Origin of the sequence: Thermococcus aggregans (assembly GCF_024022995.1) — an archaeon.
In the GTDB taxonomy this organism is placed as follows: Archaea; Methanobacteriota_B; Thermococci; order Thermococcales; family Thermococcaceae; genus Thermococcus_A; species Thermococcus_A aggregans.
This window is the reverse complement of record NZ_CP099582.1, coordinates 1,307,206-1,327,103: the sequence shown is the minus strand read 5'-3', so window position 1 is coordinate 1,327,103 and position 19,898 is coordinate 1,307,206. Positions and strand designations below refer to the sequence as shown.

19 protein-coding genes and 1 tRNA gene are annotated in these 19,898 nt (G+C 43.0%); 11 read left to right on the top strand and 9 right to left on the bottom strand.

What is annotated here, in order from left to right; all coding sequences use genetic code 11:
- The first annotated feature begins 11 nt into the window (after positions 1 to 11).
- Entirely contained in the window at positions 12 to 353 is a 342-nt protein-coding gene (locus NF865_RS07230; protein ID WP_253304082.1) for an ASCH domain-containing protein, read from the top strand.
- Here the strand turns inward: NF865_RS07230 and NF865_RS07225 are convergent.
- Positions 345 to 1,847 (bottom strand): carboxypeptidase M32, encoded by a 1,503-nt coding sequence (locus NF865_RS07225; protein ID WP_253304081.1) that lies wholly within the window; start codon positions 1,845 to 1,847, stop codon positions 345 to 347. The genes NF865_RS07230 and NF865_RS07225 overlap by 9 nt on opposite strands.
- 132 nt (positions 1,848 to 1,979) lie before the next feature.
- On the opposite strand from NF865_RS07225, the gene NF865_RS07220 reads away from it, so the two are divergent.
- The 9 genes from NF865_RS07220 to NF865_RS07180 all read left to right on the top strand — a co-directional run bounded on the left by NF865_RS07220 (position 1,980) and on the right by NF865_RS07180 (position 11,495).
- On the top strand, positions 1,980 to 3,257 hold the full coding sequence (locus tag NF865_RS07220) for a bifunctional L-myo-inositol-1-phosphate cytidylyltransferase/CDP-L-myo-inositol myo-inositolphosphotransferase (RefSeq protein ID WP_253304080.1): 1,278 nt from the start codon (positions 1,980 to 1,982) through the stop codon (positions 3,255 to 3,257).
- Between the two features lie 177 nt (positions 3,258 to 3,434).
- Positions 3,435 to 5,255 carry an aldehyde ferredoxin oxidoreductase family protein gene (locus NF865_RS07215; RefSeq protein ID WP_253304079.1) on the top strand — a complete coding sequence of 607 codons (1,821 nt, stop codon included), beginning with the start codon at positions 3,435 to 3,437 and terminating at the stop codon, positions 5,253 to 5,255.
- Positions 5,256 to 5,288: 33 nt separating this feature from the next.
- Entirely contained in the window at positions 5,289 to 5,537 is a 249-nt protein-coding gene (locus tag NF865_RS07210; RefSeq protein WP_253304078.1) for a ubiquitin-like small modifier protein 1, read from the top strand.
- Positions 5,538 to 6,656, top strand: coding sequence for a tungsten cofactor oxidoreductase radical SAM maturase (locus NF865_RS07205; RefSeq protein ID WP_253304077.1), 1,119 nt, complete (start codon positions 5,538 to 5,540; stop codon positions 6,654 to 6,656).
- A gap of 155 nt (positions 6,657 to 6,811) precedes the next feature.
- Positions 6,812 to 8,359: an alanine/glycine:cation symporter family protein gene (locus tag NF865_RS07200; protein ID WP_253304076.1), complete on the top strand. Its 1,548-nt coding sequence runs from the start codon at positions 6,812 to 6,814 to the stop codon at positions 8,357 to 8,359.
- 39 nt (positions 8,360 to 8,398) lie between these two features.
- Complete coding sequence (locus NF865_RS07195) at positions 8,399 to 9,775, top strand: alanine/serine racemase family protein (RefSeq protein ID WP_253304075.1); 1,377 nt, start codon at positions 8,399 to 8,401, stop codon at positions 9,773 to 9,775.
- Between the two features lie 78 nt (positions 9,776 to 9,853).
- Complete coding sequence (gene hypA / locus NF865_RS07190; protein ID WP_253304074.1) at positions 9,854 to 10,270, top strand: hydrogenase nickel incorporation protein HypA; 417 nt, start codon at positions 9,854 to 9,856, stop codon at positions 10,268 to 10,270.
- On the top strand, positions 10,267 to 10,992 hold the full coding sequence (locus NF865_RS07185; protein WP_253304073.1) for an Mrp/NBP35 family ATP-binding protein: 726 nt from the start codon (positions 10,267 to 10,269) through the stop codon (positions 10,990 to 10,992). Before hypA ends, NF865_RS07185 begins: the two co-directional genes overlap by 4 nt.
- 29 nt (positions 10,993 to 11,021) lie before the next feature.
- A complete protein-coding gene (locus NF865_RS07180) occupies positions 11,022 to 11,495 on the top strand; it encodes a hydrogenase 3 maturation endopeptidase HyCI (protein ID WP_253304072.1) in 474 nt (157 codons plus the stop codon).
- A gap of 154 nt (positions 11,496 to 11,649) precedes the next feature.
- Here the strand turns inward: NF865_RS07180 and NF865_RS07175 are convergent, their stop codons facing one another.
- The 6 genes from NF865_RS07175 to asnS form a co-directional block, all read right to left on the bottom strand.
- Positions 11,650 to 12,909 carry a hypothetical protein gene (locus tag NF865_RS07175; protein ID WP_253304071.1) on the bottom strand — a complete coding sequence of 420 codons (1,260 nt, stop codon included), beginning with the start codon at positions 12,907 to 12,909 and terminating at the stop codon, positions 11,650 to 11,652.
- Positions 12,910 to 13,060: 151 nt separating this feature from the next.
- Positions 13,061 to 13,720 carry a hypothetical protein gene (locus tag NF865_RS07170; protein WP_253304070.1) on the bottom strand — a complete coding sequence of 220 codons (660 nt, stop codon included), beginning with the start codon at positions 13,718 to 13,720 and terminating at the stop codon, positions 13,061 to 13,063.
- 184 nt (positions 13,721 to 13,904) lie between these two features.
- Entirely contained in the window at positions 13,905 to 14,258 is a 354-nt protein-coding gene (locus tag NF865_RS07165; protein ID WP_253304069.1) for a hypothetical protein, read from the bottom strand.
- Between the two features lie 251 nt (positions 14,259 to 14,509).
- Entirely contained in the window at positions 14,510 to 15,421 is a 912-nt protein-coding gene (locus NF865_RS07160) for a hypothetical protein (protein ID WP_253304068.1), read from the bottom strand.
- Positions 15,422 to 15,597: 176 nt separating this feature from the next.
- Positions 15,598 to 15,674 (bottom strand) — tRNA-Arg (locus NF865_RS07155).
- A 72-nt stretch (positions 15,675 to 15,746) separates the two neighbouring features.
- The gene (asnS, locus tag NF865_RS07150; RefSeq protein WP_253304067.1) at positions 15,747 to 17,039 is read right to left on the bottom strand and encodes an asparagine--tRNA ligase; all 1,293 of its coding nucleotides are present in this window, start codon (positions 17,037 to 17,039) and stop codon (positions 15,747 to 15,749) included.
- Between the two features lie 248 nt (positions 17,040 to 17,287).
- On the opposite strand from asnS, the gene NF865_RS07145 reads away from it, so the two are divergent.
- Positions 17,288 to 18,529: an amidohydrolase gene (locus NF865_RS07145; RefSeq protein ID WP_253304066.1), complete on the top strand. Its 1,242-nt coding sequence runs from the start codon at positions 17,288 to 17,290 to the stop codon at positions 18,527 to 18,529.
- Here the strand turns inward: NF865_RS07145 and trmY are convergent.
- Together trmY and pdo are read right to left on the bottom strand one after the other, a co-directional pair.
- On the bottom strand, positions 18,526 to 19,128 hold the full coding sequence (trmY, locus tag NF865_RS07140; protein WP_253304065.1) for a tRNA (pseudouridine(54)-N(1))-methyltransferase TrmY: 603 nt from the start codon (positions 19,126 to 19,128) through the stop codon (positions 18,526 to 18,528). The two genes, NF865_RS07145 and trmY, sit on opposite strands and share 4 nt — an antisense overlap.
- A 43-nt stretch (positions 19,129 to 19,171) precedes the next feature.
- Positions 19,172 to 19,846, bottom strand: a complete 675-nt coding sequence (gene pdo / locus NF865_RS07135; RefSeq protein WP_253304064.1) for a protein disulfide oxidoreductase — start codon at positions 19,844 to 19,846, stop codon at positions 19,172 to 19,174.
- Between the last annotated feature and the right edge of the window lie 52 nt (positions 19,847 to 19,898).

The window sequence follows — 19,898 nt, the reverse complement described above, 5'->3', positions numbered from 1 at the left end:
AGGTGATGCAAATGGAGTGGGAAATGGGGCTCCAAGAGGAATACCTGAAGCTGATAAAAGAGGGCAAGAAGAAGATTGAAGGGAGACTATACGACGAAAAGCGAAGGCAGATAAAGCCGGGAGACATAATAAACTTTGAGGGACGTTTAAAGGTGAGGGTAAAGGCTTTGAGGGTTTATTCTTCATTCAGAGAAATGCTCGAAAAAGAAGGGCTGGAAAGGGTTCTCCCAAACGTAAAGAGCATAGAGGAAGGAGTCCAAGTCTACAGGAAGTTTTACAGTGAAGAAGAAGAAAAGAAATATGGAGTCGTTGCAATCGAAGTTGAGCCAATAGCTGACGAGGACTCAGCCTAGATATTTTTCCTTTATGTAGCTTATGAAGTACTCTGGGTTTATACCCTCTCCGAAGCTCCTCTCCAATAGCTCCTTTGGTGGATACACGCTTCCGTACTTGTGCACTTTCTCCCTTAACCACTCCCTTATTGGAGCGAATTCTCCGTTTGCAACTTTTTCGTAGAAGTCCGGGATGTCCTTAAGGATGTAGCTTCTAATTTGTGTCGCTAAGAGTGTCCCGAGGCTGTAAGTGGGGAAGTAACCGACTGTTCCATGAGCCCAGTGGATGTCTTGGAGGATTCCCTCTTTGTAGTTCTTTGGTCTTATGCCCAAAAGCCTCTCCATCTCGTCGTTCCAGAGCTCTGGGAGTTCACTGGCTTTGACATCTTCGTTTACCATGAGCTTCTCAAGTTTGTATCTCAAGATAATGTGCATGTTGTAGGTTACTTCATCGGCCTCTACCCTTATGAAATCTGGCCTAACTATGTTGAAGTAGCTGTAAAGGTCTTCCTCTGTATATTTTGACATAAATGGAAGGTTTTCCTTGAGGATCGGATAAATTAGTCTCGCGAATTCTCTGGTTCTTCCGATGATGTTCTCCCAGAATCTGCTCTGGCTTTCGTGGATTCCAAGGGAAACGCCGCCAGCTATTGGGGAGAACATGAACCTCTCATCTACCTGGAGCTCATACAGTGCGTGACCGAATTCGTGAACTACTGCTAAGAGAGTTCTTCTGAAGTCAAAGCCCTCGTAGCGCGTTGTAATTCTCACATCGTGTATTCCGAACCCTGTAGTGAACGGGTGCGGTGAAACATCCAAGCGTCCTCTTGTTCTCAAGGGGTATCCCAGAAGCTCAAGGACCTTCAAGTTGACCTTTTTCATGGCTTCAATGTCGTATTCTTCTTTCTCTAAGGGGTGTTCTCTAGGAACATTGCCTTCTTCGAGTATTTTATCAAGAATTGGTTTCAGCTCTTTCTCCAGCTTTCCAAATATTGGCTCTAAGTCCCTTGTTCTTAGGCCCTCTTCATAGAGATCGAGAAGGGCATCGTATGGGTATTCGTCGTATCCGAGGTACTCTGCTGCCTTCTTTGAGAGCTCTATTATTCTATCTAACCAAGGTTCAAACTTCTTGAAATCGTCCTTTTCTTTTGCTTCAGCCCACGCCATGGTTGCCTTGCTCCTGACCTCGCTTAGCTCCCTAACGAACTCCGGTGGGAACGCCTTTGCTATTTTTATTTCCCTTTGTAGTACTCTGACGACTCCTCTCTCGTAATCGTTCAGCTCTTCTCCTGCTGCCTTCTCTACCAGCTCAACGAACTTTGGTTCCAGCATAAAGTTGTGGGATAAAACTGAAAGTTCTCCTTGGGCGGTGCTTCTTTCTGTTATCCCCATTTTGGGCATATTTACTTCCATATCCCACCCAAGAACACTCTGAGCATGTCCAATTGCCCATATCTTCCTATAGTGGCCCAAAATTTGTTTTATGGTATCGTTTTGAAATATTTCCTCAGCCATTGTTGTTCACCTGTAGATATTAAACCTATGTGATGCTTTTAATTCTTTCGATGTACATCTTAACGCAAAAACCTGCTTGAAAAATACCAAAAACTTTTAGAAAACAAAAAATAACGACACTAAGGATGCAAGATGAAGGCGGTAATTTTAGCGGCCGGGTTAGGAACTCGGATGGGGAAACTCAGCAGTAAAACCCCGAAAGGACTAATAAAGGTTGCAGGGCGGGAAATACTTTACAGAACTATGAAAACTCTTGAGAACGAAGGAATTGAGGAGTTTGTGATCGTTACTAATCCGCTATACAAAGATAAGTTTGAAGAGTTTCTAAAGAAAAACAACTTCAGATATCAGCTTGTGATCAACAATTCCCCTGAGAAGGGAAATGGTTACAGCCTCTATCTTGCTCGTCCGTATGTTTCGGAGAAGTTCGTTTTAGTAATGAGCGACCATATCTATGAAGAGGCGTTTATCAGAGAGGCCCTGAAAGGTAAGGGGCTCATTGTTGATAGGGAAGGGAAGTTCACAGATAAAGAAGAAGCCACAAAAGTAAAAATAGAAAACGGAAGGGTAAAGGACATTGGAAAGAACCTAAAAGAATATGACGCCTTGGACACTGGATTCTTTGTCCTCGAAGCGGAAATATTTAATGTCATCGAAAAACTACTTCAAGAAAAAGATAGTTTGGAATTGTCTGAAATCGTTAAAGAAGCACAATTGGAAGTAAGTGAGGTAAGCGGTCTCTTCTGGATGGATATTGACACGCCGGAAGACATCAAAAAAGCCAAGAAATTCTTGATAAAAAATGCCGTAAAAGGTAGTGGGGATGGAATTGTATCGAGGTATTTAAACAGGAAGATATCCACAAAGATTAGTGAAATTCTCGTTGATTATGTTGAACCGATTCACATGACGATACTCTCCTTTGTCGTGGGTATAGTTGCGGCTGTTGTCGCTTTCTTTAGCCCTTCTCTCGGTGGAGTGTTGTATCAGCTGAATTCAATTCTCGACGGAGTCGATGGAGAGATAGCGAGGGCTGCGATGAAAACAAGCAAGTTTGGAGGATATTTCGATTCTATTTTAGACCGCTACATCGACTTTTTCGTGCTGTTGGCACTTGCCCTCCATTTAAATCCGGACATATGGGAGTGGGCAATAGTATCCCTGGCTCTCTTCGGATCCGCCATGGTAAGCTACTCAACAGAGCGTTACAAAGGTGAATATTCTGTTGACATATATAAAGCGGTTCCCCAAATGAAATATCTTTTCGGAAAGAGGGATGAAAGGACATTCATAACGATGGTTCTTTGTCTGATAGGAAAAATAGAATGGATTTTTATCATACTGGCAGTGGTAACCCACGTTAGAGTTTTCGCTACAGTACATTTGGTGCGAAAAAGTAGAAACTCATAGCTAGTGAACACATATTCATTGGCAAAGGTTCATGATAAAAGTTTATTCAATATTTACATCCTCCGTGTGAATATTATTGTTTAACATTCTCCTCTTTTGAAAATTGTTTTGTTTTCGTCAAGTTTTATAATCAAAAAAGTGCAATTATATATTGACATTTGTTTGAGGTGTTGCTTTATGTTTGGGTACATGGGAAAAATATTGAGAGTGAACTTAACAACAGGAGAAATAAAGGTGGAAGAACTTAAGGAAGAAGATGCAAAGAACTTTATCGGTGGCAGAGGTCTTGCATCAAAGATTCTTTTGGAAGAAATAGACCCAAAAGTTGACCCATTCAGTCCGGACAACAAATTAATCTTCGCTACCGGACCTTTGACCGGAACAACTGCCCCAACAGGCGGCAGATACATGGTAATCACAAAGTCTCCACTAACAGGATTTATAGCCTCAAGCAACTCAGGCGGCTTCTTTGGGCCAGAACTTAAGTATGCGGGCTATGATATGCTCATTATCGAAGGAAAAGCAGACCACCCAGTATACATAAGCATAAAAGACGAAGACGTAGAAATTAAGGACGCTTCTCACTTATGGGGTAAGAGAGTTGGAGAAACTACCGACAAGCTTCTCGAGGAGTTTGGTGACAAGAATGCAAGAGTTGCCTGTATAGGTCCTGCGGGAGAAAAATTGGTTAGATTCGCCAACATAATGAACGACAAGCACAGAGCAGCTGGAAGAAGTGGAGTAGGTGCAGTGATGGGAAGCAAGAACTTGAAGGCTGTCGTAGTTAAGGGAACAAAAAGACAAGTTGAACTTGCCGACAAAGAAAAGTTCATGAGCGTAGTTAAGGAGAAGATAAAGAAGATAAAGGAGAATCCAATTACTGGTGGAGGACTTCCACAGTATGGAACCGCAGTTCTGGTTAACATAATCAACGAAAACGGCCTTTACCCAACGTACAACTTCCAAACTGGAGTATTCAAATATGCCCACGAGCAGAGCGGTGAGGCTCTGGCTGCAAAGTACTTGGTAAGAAACCAACCATGCTTTGCCTGTCCAATCGGCTGTGGAAGAGTCACATACCACCCAGCCGTAGGAATTACCGAGGGGCCCGAATATGAAAGCATATGGGCGCTCGGTGCAGACTGTGGCATAAACGACCTGGCAAGCATAGTAATTGCAAATCACCTCTGTGACGACTTCGGTCTTGACACGATCTCAACCGGCGCAACAATCGCCGCAGCTATGGAGCTCTATGAGAAGGGCATCATAAAACAGGAGGAGCTTGGAGATGCGCCACCATTGAGGTTTGGTAACAGTGAAGTTCTTCACTATTACATTGAGAAGATTGCGAAGAGAGAAGGCTTTGGTGACAAGCTTGCAGAAGGAAGCTACCGCTTGGCTGAGAGCTATGGACACCCAGAGTACTCAATGAGCGTTAAGAAGCAGGAGCTTCCAGCATATGATCCCAGAGGTGCAGAGGGGCATGCAGTTACCTATGCGACATCAAACAGAGGTGGATGTCACGTTAGGGGTTACATGATCAGCCCAGAAATCCTCGGCGTTCCAGTGAAACTTGACCCCCACGATGTAAGCGAGGAGAAGGCCAAGTGGGTTAAGATATTCCAAGACTTAACTGCAGTCATAGACTCCTCTGGACTGTGCCTCTTTACAAGCTTTGCACTTGGAGCTGAGGACTATGCAGAGATGTTAAACGCAGCAACAGGCTTTGAGCTTACGACTGATGAGTGGCTTAAGGCAGGAGAAAGAGTATGGAACCTTGAGAGAATCTTCAACCTCAAAGCTGGCTTAGTTCCAGAAAAGGACGACACACTACCCAAGCGCTTATTAGAAGAGCCAATGCCAGAAGGACCAAACAAAGGACACGTCGTAAGGCTTCACGAAATACTTCCAAAGTACTACAAGCTTAGAGGTTGGGACGAGAAAGGATATCCAACCGAGGAGAAGCTTAAGGAGCTCGGCTTGGACAAGTATTATTGACTCTTCTCCCATTTTATTTTTGGGTGAGTAAAAATGGTGAAAGTGAAAGTTTTTGCTACTTTAAAGAATATTATAGGAAAGAACGAGCTGGAAGTTCAGGCCAGCACTGTTGGAGAGCTACTAGAAAAGTTATACAGCAAATATCCTGAAATGAAAAAAGAACTTGAAAAAGGAGCCATTATCCTCGTTAATGGGAAGAATATTGAACATCTAGAGAAGCTTAACACCAAACTCAAAGACGACGACGTTGTGAGCATATTCCCGCCTGTTGGGGGCGGTTAAATGCACAAATTCCACTGGGACAATGCCAAGATTCTCATACCCAAGGCTCCCGATATGAAATACCTTTACCTTGAAATAACGAACCGCTGTAATCTTAGATGTGAAATGTGTTTTAAACAGTACTGGGAAGATGAAGAAGGGGACATGGACTACGACCTCTTCTTGAAAATTTTGGATGATGCGAAGGAGTTTCCCAACTTAAAGATGGTGTATTTTGGGGGTATTGGCGAGCCTCTCGTCCATCCCCGTTTTATGGATATGGTAAAAGAGGTAAAAAGGAGAGGATATGCCGTAGGCATTTCAACAAACGGGTTTCTTCTTACCGATGAGCTAATTGAGGAGCTTGTAAAGCTTAGGGTTGATTTGATATATATTTCCCTAGATGCCATTCCAACACAGCCAATGAGATTGGGACATATAATGCCAAGCGTTACCATTGAACGGCTCAAAAAATTTGCCGAAATAAAGAGAAGAGAAAAGACAGAGATTCCACACATCGGGGTTGAGGTAGTTTTGACAAAGGAGAACTACACTCAAATGGCAGAGCTTGTAAAGTATCTTTCTCAGTTCAACATAGATGTCCTGCTTTTCTCGAATCTAATGCCAATTACACCAGAGCATGCAGAGAGCATAATCTACGACGGAAGCGTTGACATAAGCGAGATCCTCTTGAAGGTTTATCCCCAAATATACCGCGGATTTCTTGTTAAAATGCCAGAATTTAAACTTAGAACCGAAAGACACTGCGATTTTGTTGAAAACAACGTTGCGGTAGTTAGATGGGACGGGGAAGTTGTCCCGTGTTACCGATTCCTTCACACGTATCCAGAATACATCTTTGGAAGGCAGAAGAGAGTCGAGGCTTATTCTTTCGGCAATGTAAAAGAAAAATCCTTGAAAGAAATATGGACTAGCAGGGGATATACATGGTTTAGATTCAGTGTTAGAAACTCTCTCTACCCATCGTGCACTGATTGTCCAGTAGTTGACGCTTGTGACTATGCCAAGGGTTCAAAAATGGACTGCTGGGGAAACGTACCAAGCTGTGGAGATTGTTTGTGGGCAAGAAGGATAGTTCTGTGTCCAATTCCCAGAGAAGAACACGGGAAATTCTGGTAATCTTTCATTTAGTTTTATAAAACCTTTGAAAATACGTTCACTTGTAGCACTCTTTTCTTTAATTTCATTTCATCGAAGTTCATAAATGTACTCAAAAGTCTTAAATAATTCTTTGCCGTTAATTTTAATGCTATAATGCATCCGGAGGTGCTAGAATGAGTGCCATTATGGACTTTATAAACTGGCTTGATGGCATGGTCTGGGGCCCCCCAATAATGATTTTGCTTGTAGGTACAGGGCTGTTGCTAACATTATATCTTAGGGGCATACAGTTCCGCAGACTTGGCTGGGCTATAAAGTTCACACTTTTTGAGGGAAGAAAAAAGCAAGGTGAAGGTGACATTACCCCTTTCCAAGCTTTAACGGCAACTATTGCCGGAACCGTTGGTATAGGAAACATTGCAGGTGTTGCAACTGCTATAGCCTCTGGTGGGCCTGGCGCCCTATTTTGGATGTGGGTTACAGCGTTAGTGGGAATGGCAACAAGGTATTCAGAAGCTCTTTTGGGTGTGGCATTTAGAAGCAAACTGCCGGACGGCACAATGATTGGTGGAACTTTCAACTTCCTTGAAAGAGGCCTCTCTGAAGAGGAAATCTCACCCACTTGGAGAACCATAGCCGGAATATTTGTAATGCTGTTTGCTCTGTTTATTGGATATGAGGCCACCAAACTAAGCGGAAGTCTAATGATATTAGCTATTATAATTGCAGTTCTCTTCCTCATACTGGCACTTTACCTATTAGCCGGTCGCTCACTTCCGACTCTTGGCAAAACCCTTGCAATATTGTTCGCCCTATTTGCGGCAATATCAGCTTTTGGAATTGGAAACATGACACAAGCAAACTCCCTAGCATTGGGAATGAAGCAAGCCTTTAATGTACCGTACTGGGTAACTGGAGCGTTCTTTGCGTTCATAACCTTCATAGTTATTGTGGGTGGAATTAAGAGAATTGGTGAATTCACAGAGGGATTAGTTCCATTCATGGCAATAATCTACTTCGTTTTCGCAGTTGGCGTATGGATAAAATACGCGGGGCAGTTGCCAAGTGCAATTGCCCTTGTCTTTGAGGATGCATTCACAGGAAAGGCAGTTGCCGGCGGTGCGATTGGTACAGTCATAAGATGGGGCGTAGCCAGAGGTCTCTTTTCCAACGAAGCTGGTCTTGGAACTGCTACACTTGCACACGCTGCAGCAAGGACAGATCACCCATCAAGACAGGCTCACGTAGGAATGCTTGGTCCACTCATTGACACGCTTATTATTTGTACCCTCACAGGTATCTCAATTGTAGCAACCGGAGCTTGGCAATCCGGAAAGACAAGCACCCCTCTAACACAGGAAGCCTTCGCTAGGGCGTTTGGACACATAGGTGAAGTTATGGTGGTCATAGGCGTTATATTCTTCGCTTACTCTACAGTGCTCGCGTGGTCATTCTATGGCAGACAGAACATCATGTACCTTGCAAAATGGATCGAGGGCGACCCAGAGAAGTTCGCAAGGTTGTATCCAAAGCTTCACTTAGTGTACAACCTGCTCTTCGTTGTCTTCATATTCATAGGTGCCACAACAGCCCTTGAAAACGTATGGACGTTCTCAGACATGATGAACGGACTTATGGCAATACCAAACCTCATCGGACTCTTGCTATTGGCTCCAGTTATCAAACGGTACACAGATGATTTTGTTTCCAAGAATCCATGACTTTTCTTTAACTTTTTATCGTTTGTGGAGGTGATCTGAATGGAGTATCCAAAGCTTGTTGTTACTCCGCCTGGACCAAAAGCCAAGGAACTGGTAGATAGGGAGAAAAAGGTAGTTTCTCAAGGTTTAGGGGTTAAGCTCTTTCCCGTTGTGCCGGAGAGGGGTTATGGAGCTTTGATAGAGGACGTGGATGGCAATGTTTTTATAGACTTTTTAGCTGGAGCCGCTGCAGCTTCAACGGGCTATGCTCACCCCAAGTTGGTCAAAGAAGTGCAGGAGCAGGTCTCAAAAATACAGCACTCGATGATTGGCTACACTTACAGCAAAAGAGCGATAGAAGTTGCGGAAATTTTGGCTGAGAAGTCTCCAATAGAGAACCCAAAAATACTCTTTGGGTTAAGCGGAAGTGATTCAATTGACTTGCTTATGAAAGTTGCCCGCTTTGCAACAAGAAGACCATGGATTATAGCGTTTATTGGAGCATATCATGGGCAAACTTACGGAGCAACCTCTGTCGCCGCTTTTCAGAGCTCACAAAAAAGAGGCTTCCACCCATTAGTTCCAAACGTAGTCTGGGTTCCATATCCAAACCCCTATAGGAACCCATGGAGGATAGATGGATACGAAGAGCCTGATGAGCTGATAAATGCCTTCTTGGATTACCTTGAGAACTATATTTTCGCACATGTTGTGCCCCCTGATGAAGTGGGCATGCTCTTAGCTGAGCCTATTCAAGGAGATGCTGGAATAGTAGTTCCACCCGATAACTTCTTCAAAGAGCTCAAGAAAGTGCTTGATGATCATGGAATCCTCTTGGCAATGGATGAAGTGCAGACGGGGATTGGAAGAACTGGAAAGTGGTTTGCAAGCGAGTGGTTTGAAGTAGAACCCGATTTTATAACCTTCGGAAAAGGAGTGGCCAGTGGAATGGGGCTTAGTGGAGTAATCGGAAAAGCCCATCTTATGGATATGACAAGCGGTTCTGCACTATTAACACCAGCCGCTAACCCAGTTATTTCAGCAGCCGCATACGCAACTCTTAGGATAATAGAAGAGGAAAACCTCCTTGAGAACGCTCTGAAGGTTGGAGAGTTCATAAAGAAGCGTCTGCTTGAGATGAAGGAGAGCTACGATGTCATTGGAGATGTTAGGGGCAAAGGGCTAATGATTGGTGCGGAGATAGTGAAGCCCAACACTAACGTTCCTGACCCAGAATTGACTGGAAAAATCTGCTGGAGAGCATTTGAGCTTGGCTTAATTTTGCCGAGCTACGGCATGTTCGGAAACGTCATAAGAATAACGCCACCGCTTGTAATAACGAAAGAAATTGCAGAAAAGGGATTGGATATTATGGAGCAGGCACTAAAAGATGCCCTTGCTGGGAAGGTCAAGCACAAAACCGTTACGTGGCACTAATCCTTTTCTTTTTAACACCTTTTGTTCAAAACGCCACCATTTATAAACTCCATCGTTTAGACTTTTCTGGTGAGAGGTATGCACGAATGGGCGCTCGCTGACGGTATAGTTAGGACTGCAATTGAATTTGCAAGACAGCATGGAAAAGAAAAAGTTTTGGGCATGAGGATTGTTCTCGGAGAGCTGCAGGATGTTAATCCGGAGATTCTTGAGTTTGCTATCAACGAAATAAAGAAAGGAACGATTGCAGAGGATGCAGAGGTTGAGTTCGTGATTGAGGAAGCAGAATTCAAGTGCAGAAACTGTGGACATGAGTGGAAGCTCAAAGACGTCAAGGAGGGGTTTGACGAGAGAATAAAGGAGGACATACACTTCATACCCGAAGTAGTTCACGCCTTCCTTGCCTGCCCAAAGTGCGGGAGCAGGGATTTCGAGGTCACGAAGGGAAGGGGCGTTTACCTAGCTGCAATAAAAGTTGAAGGTGATGGAGAATGATCGACCCGAGGATAAAGGCAGTCGAGGCCAGGCTCGAGAAGGTTAAGAGAATCATCCCTGTAGTGAGCGGCAAAGGAGGAGTAGGAAAATCAATGGTTTCTACAACTCTGGCACTCCTTCTTGCAAAGAAGGGATATAAAGTCGGCCTTTTAGACCTTGACTTCCACGGGGCAAGTGACCATGTTATACTTGGCTTTGAGCCCAAGGAATTTCCGGAAGAGGATAAAGGTGTTATTCCCCCAGAAGTTCATGGGATTAAGCTCATGAGCATCGTTTATTACTCCGAGGATAAGCCCACCCCATTGAGAGGGATGGAAATAAGCGACGCTTTAATAGAGCTTTTGGCCATAACAAGGTGGGACGAGCTTGATTTCCTTGTAATTGATATGCCTCCTGGAATGGGAGACCAATTTTTGGACGTTTTGAGGTTCCTCAAGAGAGGTGAGTTCCTCGTTGTGGCAACACCTTCAAAGCTTGCCGTTAACGTGGTCAAAAAGCTCTTGGAGCTTCTAAAGGAGCAGAATCTTAAAATACTCGGCATAGTGGAGAACATGAAGCTTGACGAAGAGAAGGACATAGAAAACCTCGCCAAGGAATTCAACGTCCCGTACCTAGTCGGCATTCCTCTCTATAAAGATCTCGAGGAGAGAATAGGGAACGTGGAGGAACTCTTAAACAGCGAATTTGCAAAGAAAATTGAAAAAATTGCCGATTCTCTTTAACTTTAAAATTTCAATTTTTGGTGATAGGAATGGAGCTTGAGGATTTCTTTAAAGGAGCAAAAAAGGTTGTAGTGTGCGGCATTGGAAACGACGTTAGAGGGGACGATGCTTTTGGGGTTTATGTCGTTGAGACGTTAAAAGAAAGGGTCTCGAACCCCAAGGTTGTGTTTTTAAACTGCGGCGAAATGCCTGAGAGCTATACCGGCAAGATAATGAGGGAAAACCCATCCCATGTGGTCTTTATAGATGCGGTACACTTTGAGGGAAAGCCGGGTGAGATAGTTTTGGCCGATCCAGAAGGAACTCTTGGGGAGGCGTTTTCAACCCACAAGATGCCCCTAAAGCTTCTGGTTGGCTATCTAAGGCAGAACATAAATGCCAAGTTCCTTCTAATCGGGGCTCAGCCAAAGCAAACCGGGCTTTTTGTTGAGATGAGCAAAGAGCTTAAAGAGAGCGCAGAAAGGCTCATCAGCCTCTTAGAAAAAATTTTGGCGGAGATTTGAGGCTTGGTGTAGTGGAATTTTTAACTTTACTTCTGCTTTAGTGAGTAGGCTATTCAAGATAGGGGCTCAGTAACGGGCCCAGCTCATCATGTTCAGCCGGGGAGACCTTGAGATCATCATTGCCTGTTCAAGTTATCCATTTTCCCTTAATAATTTATACTTTCTTTTTGGAGGAATGTTGAGATTTAGCTTTGAAAATGTTCAAATAAGCTCTACAAAGTTCTTTGACAAGGTTTTTAATATCTGCAATTTCCTTCTTGAACACTTTGACCTCCATGACGGAGGAAAACGGAAGCACTACCCATGAATCAATATAGGAATGTACAAAGGTGCTATACTCCTCATACTTCTTATTTAACTTGGTAATATCACCCCATTTTTCAACAAGCATCAGAACCAAATCATTAGCAGGGTACGGGGGCACGATAAAGGCCGATTTGCTAGTTTTATTGACCTCCATAACTGTTTTTACCACGCCTTCTCCAAACGCTTCAGGATTAGGCAGGCCGAGACTCTCTCCAATGTTCTCAAAATCTTTGAGTGCATATTGTACTATTTCCTCGGAAAGGGGATACCGTGGAACCTCCATTGGAAGAGTTTCACCGTTTACCTCCTCACCAAAGAGAAAAATGAACGATGGAAATGTTATTTCTGACATAAAAGTACTCCAGAACTTGTCCTTTCCAGGAAGACTTGAATAAGTTTGCTTGAGTTTTTTATGAAGATTGTCTATTTTCTTTCGTGCAGTTGTGGTATTAAGGATTAATTCATTGTTATTCTTTCGTATCCACTCGTACCACCCTTTCGAAGCTATAAAAGCATAGTTGTGATAAAGAAGGCCATGTCTCTTATAAGCCTTAGTTAGGAGATAATCTCCAAAAAATGCCCAACTGAAGTTTTCTAAAAACTTACGGAGCTCCCTATAACAACTTGGGAAAAGGCCTTCTTTTGCTATCTGACGGATAGTTTCAATAACAACCCTCGCCTCAAGGAGGTAAGCCAACATTGCAAGGGGAAGTTCTTCCTTCTTCGAAATTCGCCAAAGCTTCTTTTGCATTGCATTAAGCATAGTTCTGATTTCGCTTAATTTATTCTCAATAACCTCTATGTCCTGACTACATAGCATTCTGACTCTATTTTGCGCTCTTTTGAAGTATTCATACTGTTCTTCTCCCCGTGGAAGCATTTTTACCAAGACTGGAAGACGACTCGAAGAGATATACTGGTATTTCTCCCAAACTTGAATACTCGGGTCGCTAGAGAAACTTTCTACAAATTCTATGAATTTATCCCACTTTACCAGAATTTTCAAGCCATAGGACTTTTTCTTCATAAATTTACTAGACTGAAGTGAAAATCTCAGCCAGGAAATACCTAATTCGTCTAGTCTTTTATTTACTTCGGTTAGGAACATTTTCGCCTTGTCATAAAATTCCTTATTTGTTCGAGAGGTTTCACTGGCATGTTTTATCCCTGTAATTACATACTCAATAATAATCCCATTTGGAAAGTCAACGTAAAGAGTGGAAGATTGACCTCGAAATAGCTTGAAATAAGGATTGTTCTTAACAACTATGTTCCCAAAGAAAGGCCATACTCTTCCATAGCACTCCCATAAGATCTGTCTTAATACGTTTAAGATCTATATTTTCGAGACGTTCATCTTTGAAGCCCATTCTTCTAAGAATTCTAGAAACCTCTTTAGCTTCAAGTTCGCGAATCTTTTTAATGATGGTATGCGGGTCTTGCTCTTCAGGATACATCTCCTTAACTCTTCTAATTCTCTCAGAGGGGTTGGTTAGCAAGAATCCCCTACTACTCACACCAAAATGTTCCCAAGACGAGCCCTCTTCAAGTATAATCTCATACACTTCATCAGGATATGAAATTTCTCGGAGTATATCCTCTACTGTGAGTTTATCTTTTTTACGAGTCCAAGCCCTCCATAGTGCCCACGCAACCATACGACGGGGTGAATCCTTAGTACAACCTCTTAGCACCCCATAAACTTCCTCAAATTCTTCCTTAGCATACCCTCCCTGCTTATGGGGGATTACGAGCTTTTCTTCCACAAGAAGAGCTAGCACATCATCCAAGATTACCTCTAAGGCTTTTGGTGGAAGACCTGAAAGGGACAGTAACTCTTCAAGAAGTTTAAGCCTCCACTCTTCTTGTTTGAAAAGATCCATTCGAATTGCAAGAAAAACATTCCAGTAACCATCCAAAACAAAACGGGGAGGCAATTTTTCAAAAATGTCTAACAACCCCAAGGTTTGCATTTACCTCACCCAAAATACATTTTGGAAAATTTATCATTTAAATAATTTTACGTACGTAATTATTACCCTTAACAGGTTTCCCATTATATAATAGTCAAGCTCACGCAACAAATATGCTTACTAGGTGCACTTATGTATGTTTTGAAATTACTGAGATCAAGTAACCAGCTATAGTTCCCATGAGGAAAGCAAAAGTGTCTCCACTAATACGACCTTGATAGGTTAAATAACCTGAAGCGAGAATTACAAGCCCCATTATTCCATAAACTGGCCATACTAACTTGGGCATCTTTTTCAGATAGTATTCCTCAAGTTTGTTTACTCCAAAAGTTACAATGTCATTTAAAGACTTGAGTTTCTGCTTCTCAACATCAATTCTCTGCTTTTCAATATCAACCCACATCTTCTGAACTTCTGCCCAAGTTTTTGGATCGAGATTGGGGAATATTGTATATGACCACAGGAGAGTTCCTCTCTCCTTCAACCATCGTAATCACCCCCAAGCAATTACACTATAAGAGGGTAAAAGTGGTTAGTCATCCAATTTCCCCTAATTCCTCGAACTGCAATAAATGGCTTTAAATTTGCTCTATGTAGAACTTTGAAGATGTTAATAACCAAGTCTTTGTCTCTCCGGCTATGAGAAACAAACACTTTCATAGGATCTCACCACTTAAGACTATGAATTTGTTGTTTAAATAATTTTACGTATGTAATTACTATTTAGATCGAGAATTAAATGCCAAATGATAAAACTTTTGCATTTGTTATATTGTTTGGAGTTTTCATGTATAATATGACAGCCTTACTTCCTTGCTCAATGATTCTAGAAGCCACTTTAAGTGCTTCTCTAATTCCCATAGAAGTTTTGCCAAAAAACTTCTCTACCACTAATGGAATCCCCACAAAGTGACTTGTAACATCAAGGATTATAATATCTCCTTGCTTGGCCTCTTTTTTGATTTTTCTTTTGAGATTTTTACCATAAAATGCAGAAATTTCTACAGGAATACTCCCCTCAAGATACAAATCAGGGCTTTCCCTAGATTTATTGACTTCAATACTATACCCACTTTTTGCAATATCTGTAATCACTTTAAATTCCACGCTATATGAGGCTAGCTTTCTTTCAAAGTCTTGAAGTATTTTTGCCTTCCCATCTTCAATAGCCTTAGGTATCTTATCCAGCAACCTTTTGCCCACCTGATTATTGAATTCTTCAATCTTACTTTCGCAGTTATGAACATTTTGAGAAGTATGGAGCCCATAGGAATATCCTGAAATGCTTAAAGGAGCAATTACACGAGGGACTGCTGCTATGAATCCAGTAGCTGCATACCTTTGAAGTTCGAGAATTGTCTGATACTTAGTAATCTCAGAGATTCTTATATCAAAAGACTCTTCAAGCATCTTCCAGCCGTTTAGAATAGCTTTAGGGGAGATACCATAAATTCCGGATCTCCCGAACTCAGCGTGTAAAATCTCAACAGTCTCATTACCAACTACTCGCGGCACTATTTCTTCAGGAAGCATGACTTTTAGAACTCTTTCCTTGTTGATATTAACGGCTCTCCCAATCCTTCTAAGGTTCACACCAGCGAGCATCTTTCCATTCACTAAAATTTTAAGTCCATTTACTGGACTCATACTATTTATTTTCTTAGCTTGTCCAAAAATAAATATTTTGTTGAGAGTCTTGGTGTGGATAATTTCCTTTTTTGGCGAGTTTAGAGAAAAGGGATTTAACATCCCAGCCCTCGCTAATAAGCTTCTTAAAGAACATTTGGAGAAGGTGAGGTTCATGGAGATAATTATTTCAAAGATGGCGGGCCCGCCGGGATTCGAACCCGGGACCTCCGGCTTAGAAGGCCGGCGCCCTATCCTGCTAGGCTACGGGCCCTCGGACTTTATTGGGCGTAATTGCATTTATAAATCTTACGGTTTTTGAAAATTTAAAAGTGGGGGAGGGCGTTTATGGGTAGATTCTTGAGGGTGTTCTTGGGAATAATGTAGCCCACTTGATGTGGTCGAGCTTGAGCACCCATGCGACTAACCTCTCAAGCCCAAGCCCAAATCCGCTGTGCGGAACGCTTCCGTACTTTCTGAGGTCAAGGTACCACTCATAGTTCTTTGGATCCATGCCCTCTTCAAGTATGCGCTGCAAGAGCTTCTCATAGTTGTCTTCTCTCTGGCTTCCGCCAATAATCTCACCATATCCCTCAGGAGCAAGCATGTCTGCTGCTAAAACTTTTCTTGGGTCTTCGGCGTCTTCTTTCATGTAAAATGCCTTGATGTGCTTGGGGTAACCATAGACAAAGAACGGCCTGTCAAATTCCTCTGTTAGGACTCTTTCTTCGTCAGCACCCATGTCCTCGCCCCACTCAATCTTGACGCCCTTGTTTTGAAGGATATCTATTGCCTCGTCGTAGCTTATCCTTGGGAATGGCGGCTCTGTGTTTTTGAGCGGTGTTAAGTCTTCCCTGAATCTTTCAATTTCTTTTCTTCTGAGTTCAAGAGTTCGCTGTACCATATAGCTTACTAGCTCTTCCTCAACCTTCATTATGTCCCACAAGTCCATCCATGCCGCCTCGAGCTCAAGGTGCCAGTATTCGGTAAGGTGCCTTCTTGTCCTGCTCTTTTCTGCTCTGAAGCTTGGCGTTAAGCTCCAGACTTTTTCTAAGCCGAAGATTGCGGCTTCGAGATAAAGCTGGGCTGACTGGCTGAGGTAAGCTTCTCTGTCGAAGTATTTGAGCTTAAATAGTGTGGATCCTCCTTCCACTGCACCGGTGACTAGGATTGGCGGGAATACCTCATACCATCCATCTTGGAGGAGCCATTCCCTCGCTGCCTGCATTAGTGTGGCTTTAACTTTCATGATGTCAGCGACTTTTGGTGAGTGGAGGTGGAGGTGTCTAACATCTAGTAGGAATTCTTCGCTTGCGTCTTTCGTTATCGGGAAGAACTCAACGTTCTGGATGATCTCTATCTTATCCGCCTGAACTTCTACTCCGGTTGGGGCTCTTGGGTCCACTTTAACTGTTCCTTCGATAATAACGCTTGATTCTATTCCAACTTGCTTTGCTTTTGTGTAGGCTTCTTCGTTGAGCTCTTTTGTGAAGACAGTTTGTATTATACCGCTCGAGTCCCTAAGGACTATGAAGACTTTTTTACCAACTTCTCTTTTTCTATAAACCCATCCGGCAAGTCTTACCCGTTCTCCTTCCATTTTAGGTTTTACATCTGCACAGTAAACCTTCTCAATCATCATAAAACACCTCCAATCTTGCTTGAGTTTTTAACCTTGGCTTTATTAACCTATCCCAGAACAGTCAATTATTCCAGAGAAACTTTGCAAGGAACCTTCTTCCCTTGACTTCAAATATCAAAGGCATGGCTATCACATCCCTAAACTGCAGATGAATATTTAAATCCTTCGGCTATTTGTCCGTCATTTTGCCATAGAGTTTAAATAGCTCAAGCATCATAAAGTTAACTCCCATGGAGGTGGGAGCTGTGAAAGCAATTATAGCCGATTATGCCCTCGATGCAGAGGGGCTTAAGAGGGACGTTGTTGTTCTTATAGAAAATGATAGGATAACTGGAGTAATTCCCCGCGAAAGTCTGAAGGAATTCGATGTAGATGAAACCTTTGGAGGAAAAGGCTATCTCCTCATACCGGGGCTTATCAATGCTCACACTCACGTCGCGATGAACAAATTTAGGGGATTTGGAGATGACATGCCCCTAGACAGATGGCTTAACGAAGTGATATGGCCAATGGAGAAAGAATGGAACGAGGAAGAAATCTACAAGTGGGCTCTAATAGGAATCGCCGAGGCAGTATCAAATGGCTCGACGATAATAAACGACCACTACTTCTTTGCATGGAAAATAGCAGAAGCAGCAGAAAAGTTGGGTGTTAGGGCCTTTATTGGGCAGACAATGATGGACCTCGTTGAAATGCCCATAGCAGAGCCTGAGATGGGGTTTAGATTCTTCAAAAAATGGAAAAAGAATTCCCTTGTAAAGCCTACTTTGGCTCCGCACGCAACTGATACGGTTTCAAGTGATCTGCTAATGGAAGTCAAGGAAATCGCAGAGAAGGAGAATGCATTGGTCCATATGCACGTCTCCCAGAGCAAAGAGGAAGTCCTCCGAGTCAAAAAGAGAGAAAAGAAGCTGCCGGTTGAATACCTAAATGACTTAGGAATGTTAAAGGAATACTTCATAGGGGTTCACGGAGTGTATCTCTCAAAAGACGAGGTCAAGATCTGGGCAGAGAGCGATGCAACCCTTGTTCACTGTCCCACAAGTTTGGCAAAGCTCGAAGGAGAGGTAGCTCCAATAATAGACCTCTGGGAGCTTGGCGGAAGAATAGCCCTTGGAAATGACTGTGCAGTTTCCAATAATTCCCTCGACATGATCCTCGAAATGAAGTTTGCGGCGATACTCAACAAGGTAAAGCAAAGAGACCCCACAAAGCCAACAGCAAAGGAGGTATTTTACTGGGCAACAGTTGGGGGAGCTAAGGCATTGGGAATAAAAGCCGGCCTTATAAAAGAAGGCTACCTAGCGGATCTTGTCCTCATAAACACAAAGAAGCTCCATTTCATGCCTCACGAAAACATGCTCTCGCACATTGTCTATTCAGCAAGGGGAAGCGATGTGGAAAAGGTCTTCGTTGGGGGAGAGCTAATCTACGACAGCGGGAGGTTTCTAAAAACCGACGAGATTGAGAAGCTGCTTAATGATTAGAGGTGCTTGTCCAGAAAGATGTTGACGTAAGCTATCACATGGGATGTTAGATAGCTCTTTTTTCCCACACTAACTTTTTCTGCTATCCCTTCGAGGAGCTTCTCGTCTTCTTCGGTTAACCCCTCGTGGTCTCCCAGAATAAAGGCTACGTTGCCTTTGAAGTTTATTTTTTCGATCGGCTTTCCCTCTTCGTGAAGGTAGTAAAGGGTAGAGTTTTTGAGTGTCCTCCTTACAACGTCTTCAAATCTTAAGTTGCTCACATAAACGCCCGGAAGAAGGGGGTGCTCTTTTGCGGGATCTTTTATGCTTTCTCCAGCTCTTAGGGCTTTTACTATTATTTTAACTAAGCTCATTTCGTCTGGATTTATTGTCTTTGGCTTTATTTCGCTCCCTTCGAACCTAATGGTCTTTGGCGGGTCGGGAGGCCCGTTAAGGTTAAGCCATACTCTAACGTTCTTCCTAAACCCATGAGAAAGGAGAAACGCTGAGTTCAGGGATCTGCACAATAGGTCAATCCTTCCGCTTGTTCCGGGAAGGTCTTTAAGACTGAAATCTGCCCTTGTGTGAGCTTTATTGGCTTTTATTATGAACGTTCTCACAAGAGACACCTAAATACAAGAAGAAAAGAAGGGCTAAAAAGTTTCACTCTAGGGCTTGGAGAAGCTTCTCAAGGAACAGCTTCTCTGGGTAAGCTCCCTCGAATGAAACCTTGTCTTCACCATCAACTCTTATAACGACTTTTGGAACCGCCATAACGCTGTACTGGTCTGCCCACTCGGGGAATTCTATTGCTTCAATCATGTCTCCGAGAATCTTGCCCTTTCCGGCTAATGCATTCTCAATTGCAAATTTGTGCGCCATTCTAACGGCTGCTGGGCAGTAGGGGCATGTTGGGGTAACGAAGACATATATTTCGACGTCCTTTTCAATGTTCCTCACTGCTTCTTTAGTGTCTTCTTCAAGATCGGTCTCGCCTCTTGAGATGTCTACGATGTCCTCTAAAAATGATCCAAATTCGTGCCCTGCTGGAAGGCCAAAGTACCTGACTCCAAGGTCTTTTCCGTCTTGTGTTATTATGGTGGCTGGAGCTCTGTCAATTCTGTATTTTTCAGCTAGCTCCTTCTCGCTGTCAAAGTCGTGTATCTCGTAGCTTATAAGGTCGCTTAGCTCACTAATCTCCTCAACAAGCTGCTTCAGCTGGTCACAGTACTGGCAGTGTTCCTTCCCCGTGAAGACGATAATCTTGACCGGGTTAACTAGCTTTGAAAAGAACTCTTCCTTAATTATCTTCTTGTCCCCATCGCTAATAAGTGCCATTTCCACACACCTCCAATCAGTTTCAAACTAAAGCTTTTTAACCTTTGGATTC

What these genes read in the sequence shown, in the direction of transcription:
- NF865_RS07225 (WP_253304081.1), bottom strand. Translation starts at nt 1,847, where the DNA reads ATGGCTGAGGAAATATTTCAAAACGATACCATAAAACAAATTTTGGGC.
- NF865_RS07210 (WP_253304078.1), top strand. Translation starts at nt 5,289, where the DNA reads ATGGTGAAAGTGAAAGTTTTTGCTACTTTAAAGAATATTATAGGAAAG.
- pdo (WP_253304064.1), bottom strand. Translation starts at nt 19,846, where the DNA reads ATGGCACTTATTAGCGATGGGGACAAGAAGATAATTAAGGAAGAGTTC.
- NF865_RS07175 (WP_253304071.1), bottom strand. Translation starts at nt 12,909, where the DNA reads ATGTTCCTAACCGAAGTAAATAAAAGACTAGACGAATTAGGTATTTCC.
- asnS (WP_253304067.1), bottom strand. Translation starts at nt 17,039, where the DNA reads ATGATTGAGAAGGTTTACTGTGCAGATGTAAAACCTAAAATGGAAGGA.
- NF865_RS07205 (WP_253304077.1), top strand. Translation starts at nt 5,538, where the DNA reads ATGCACAAATTCCACTGGGACAATGCCAAGATTCTCATACCCAAGGCT.
- NF865_RS07230 (WP_253304082.1), top strand. Translation starts at nt 12, where the DNA reads ATGGAGTGGGAAATGGGGCTCCAAGAGGAATACCTGAAGCTGATAAAA.
- NF865_RS07200 (WP_253304076.1), top strand. Translation starts at nt 6,812, where the DNA reads ATGAGTGCCATTATGGACTTTATAAACTGGCTTGATGGCATGGTCTGG.
- NF865_RS07195 (WP_253304075.1), top strand. Translation starts at nt 8,399, where the DNA reads ATGGAGTATCCAAAGCTTGTTGTTACTCCGCCTGGACCAAAAGCCAAG.
- NF865_RS07180 (WP_253304072.1), top strand. Translation starts at nt 11,022, where the DNA reads ATGGAGCTTGAGGATTTCTTTAAAGGAGCAAAAAAGGTTGTAGTGTGC.
- NF865_RS07160 (WP_253304068.1), bottom strand. Translation starts at nt 15,421, where the DNA reads ATGAGTCCAGTAAATGGACTTAAAATTTTAGTGAATGGAAAGATGCTC.
- NF865_RS07215 (WP_253304079.1), top strand. Translation starts at nt 3,435, where the DNA reads ATGTTTGGGTACATGGGAAAAATATTGAGAGTGAACTTAACAACAGGA.
- NF865_RS07185 (WP_253304073.1), top strand. Translation starts at nt 10,267, where the DNA reads ATGATCGACCCGAGGATAAAGGCAGTCGAGGCCAGGCTCGAGAAGGTT.
- hypA (WP_253304074.1), top strand. Translation starts at nt 9,854, where the DNA reads ATGCACGAATGGGCGCTCGCTGACGGTATAGTTAGGACTGCAATTGAA.
- NF865_RS07220 (WP_253304080.1), top strand. Translation starts at nt 1,980, where the DNA reads ATGAAGGCGGTAATTTTAGCGGCCGGGTTAGGAACTCGGATGGGGAAA.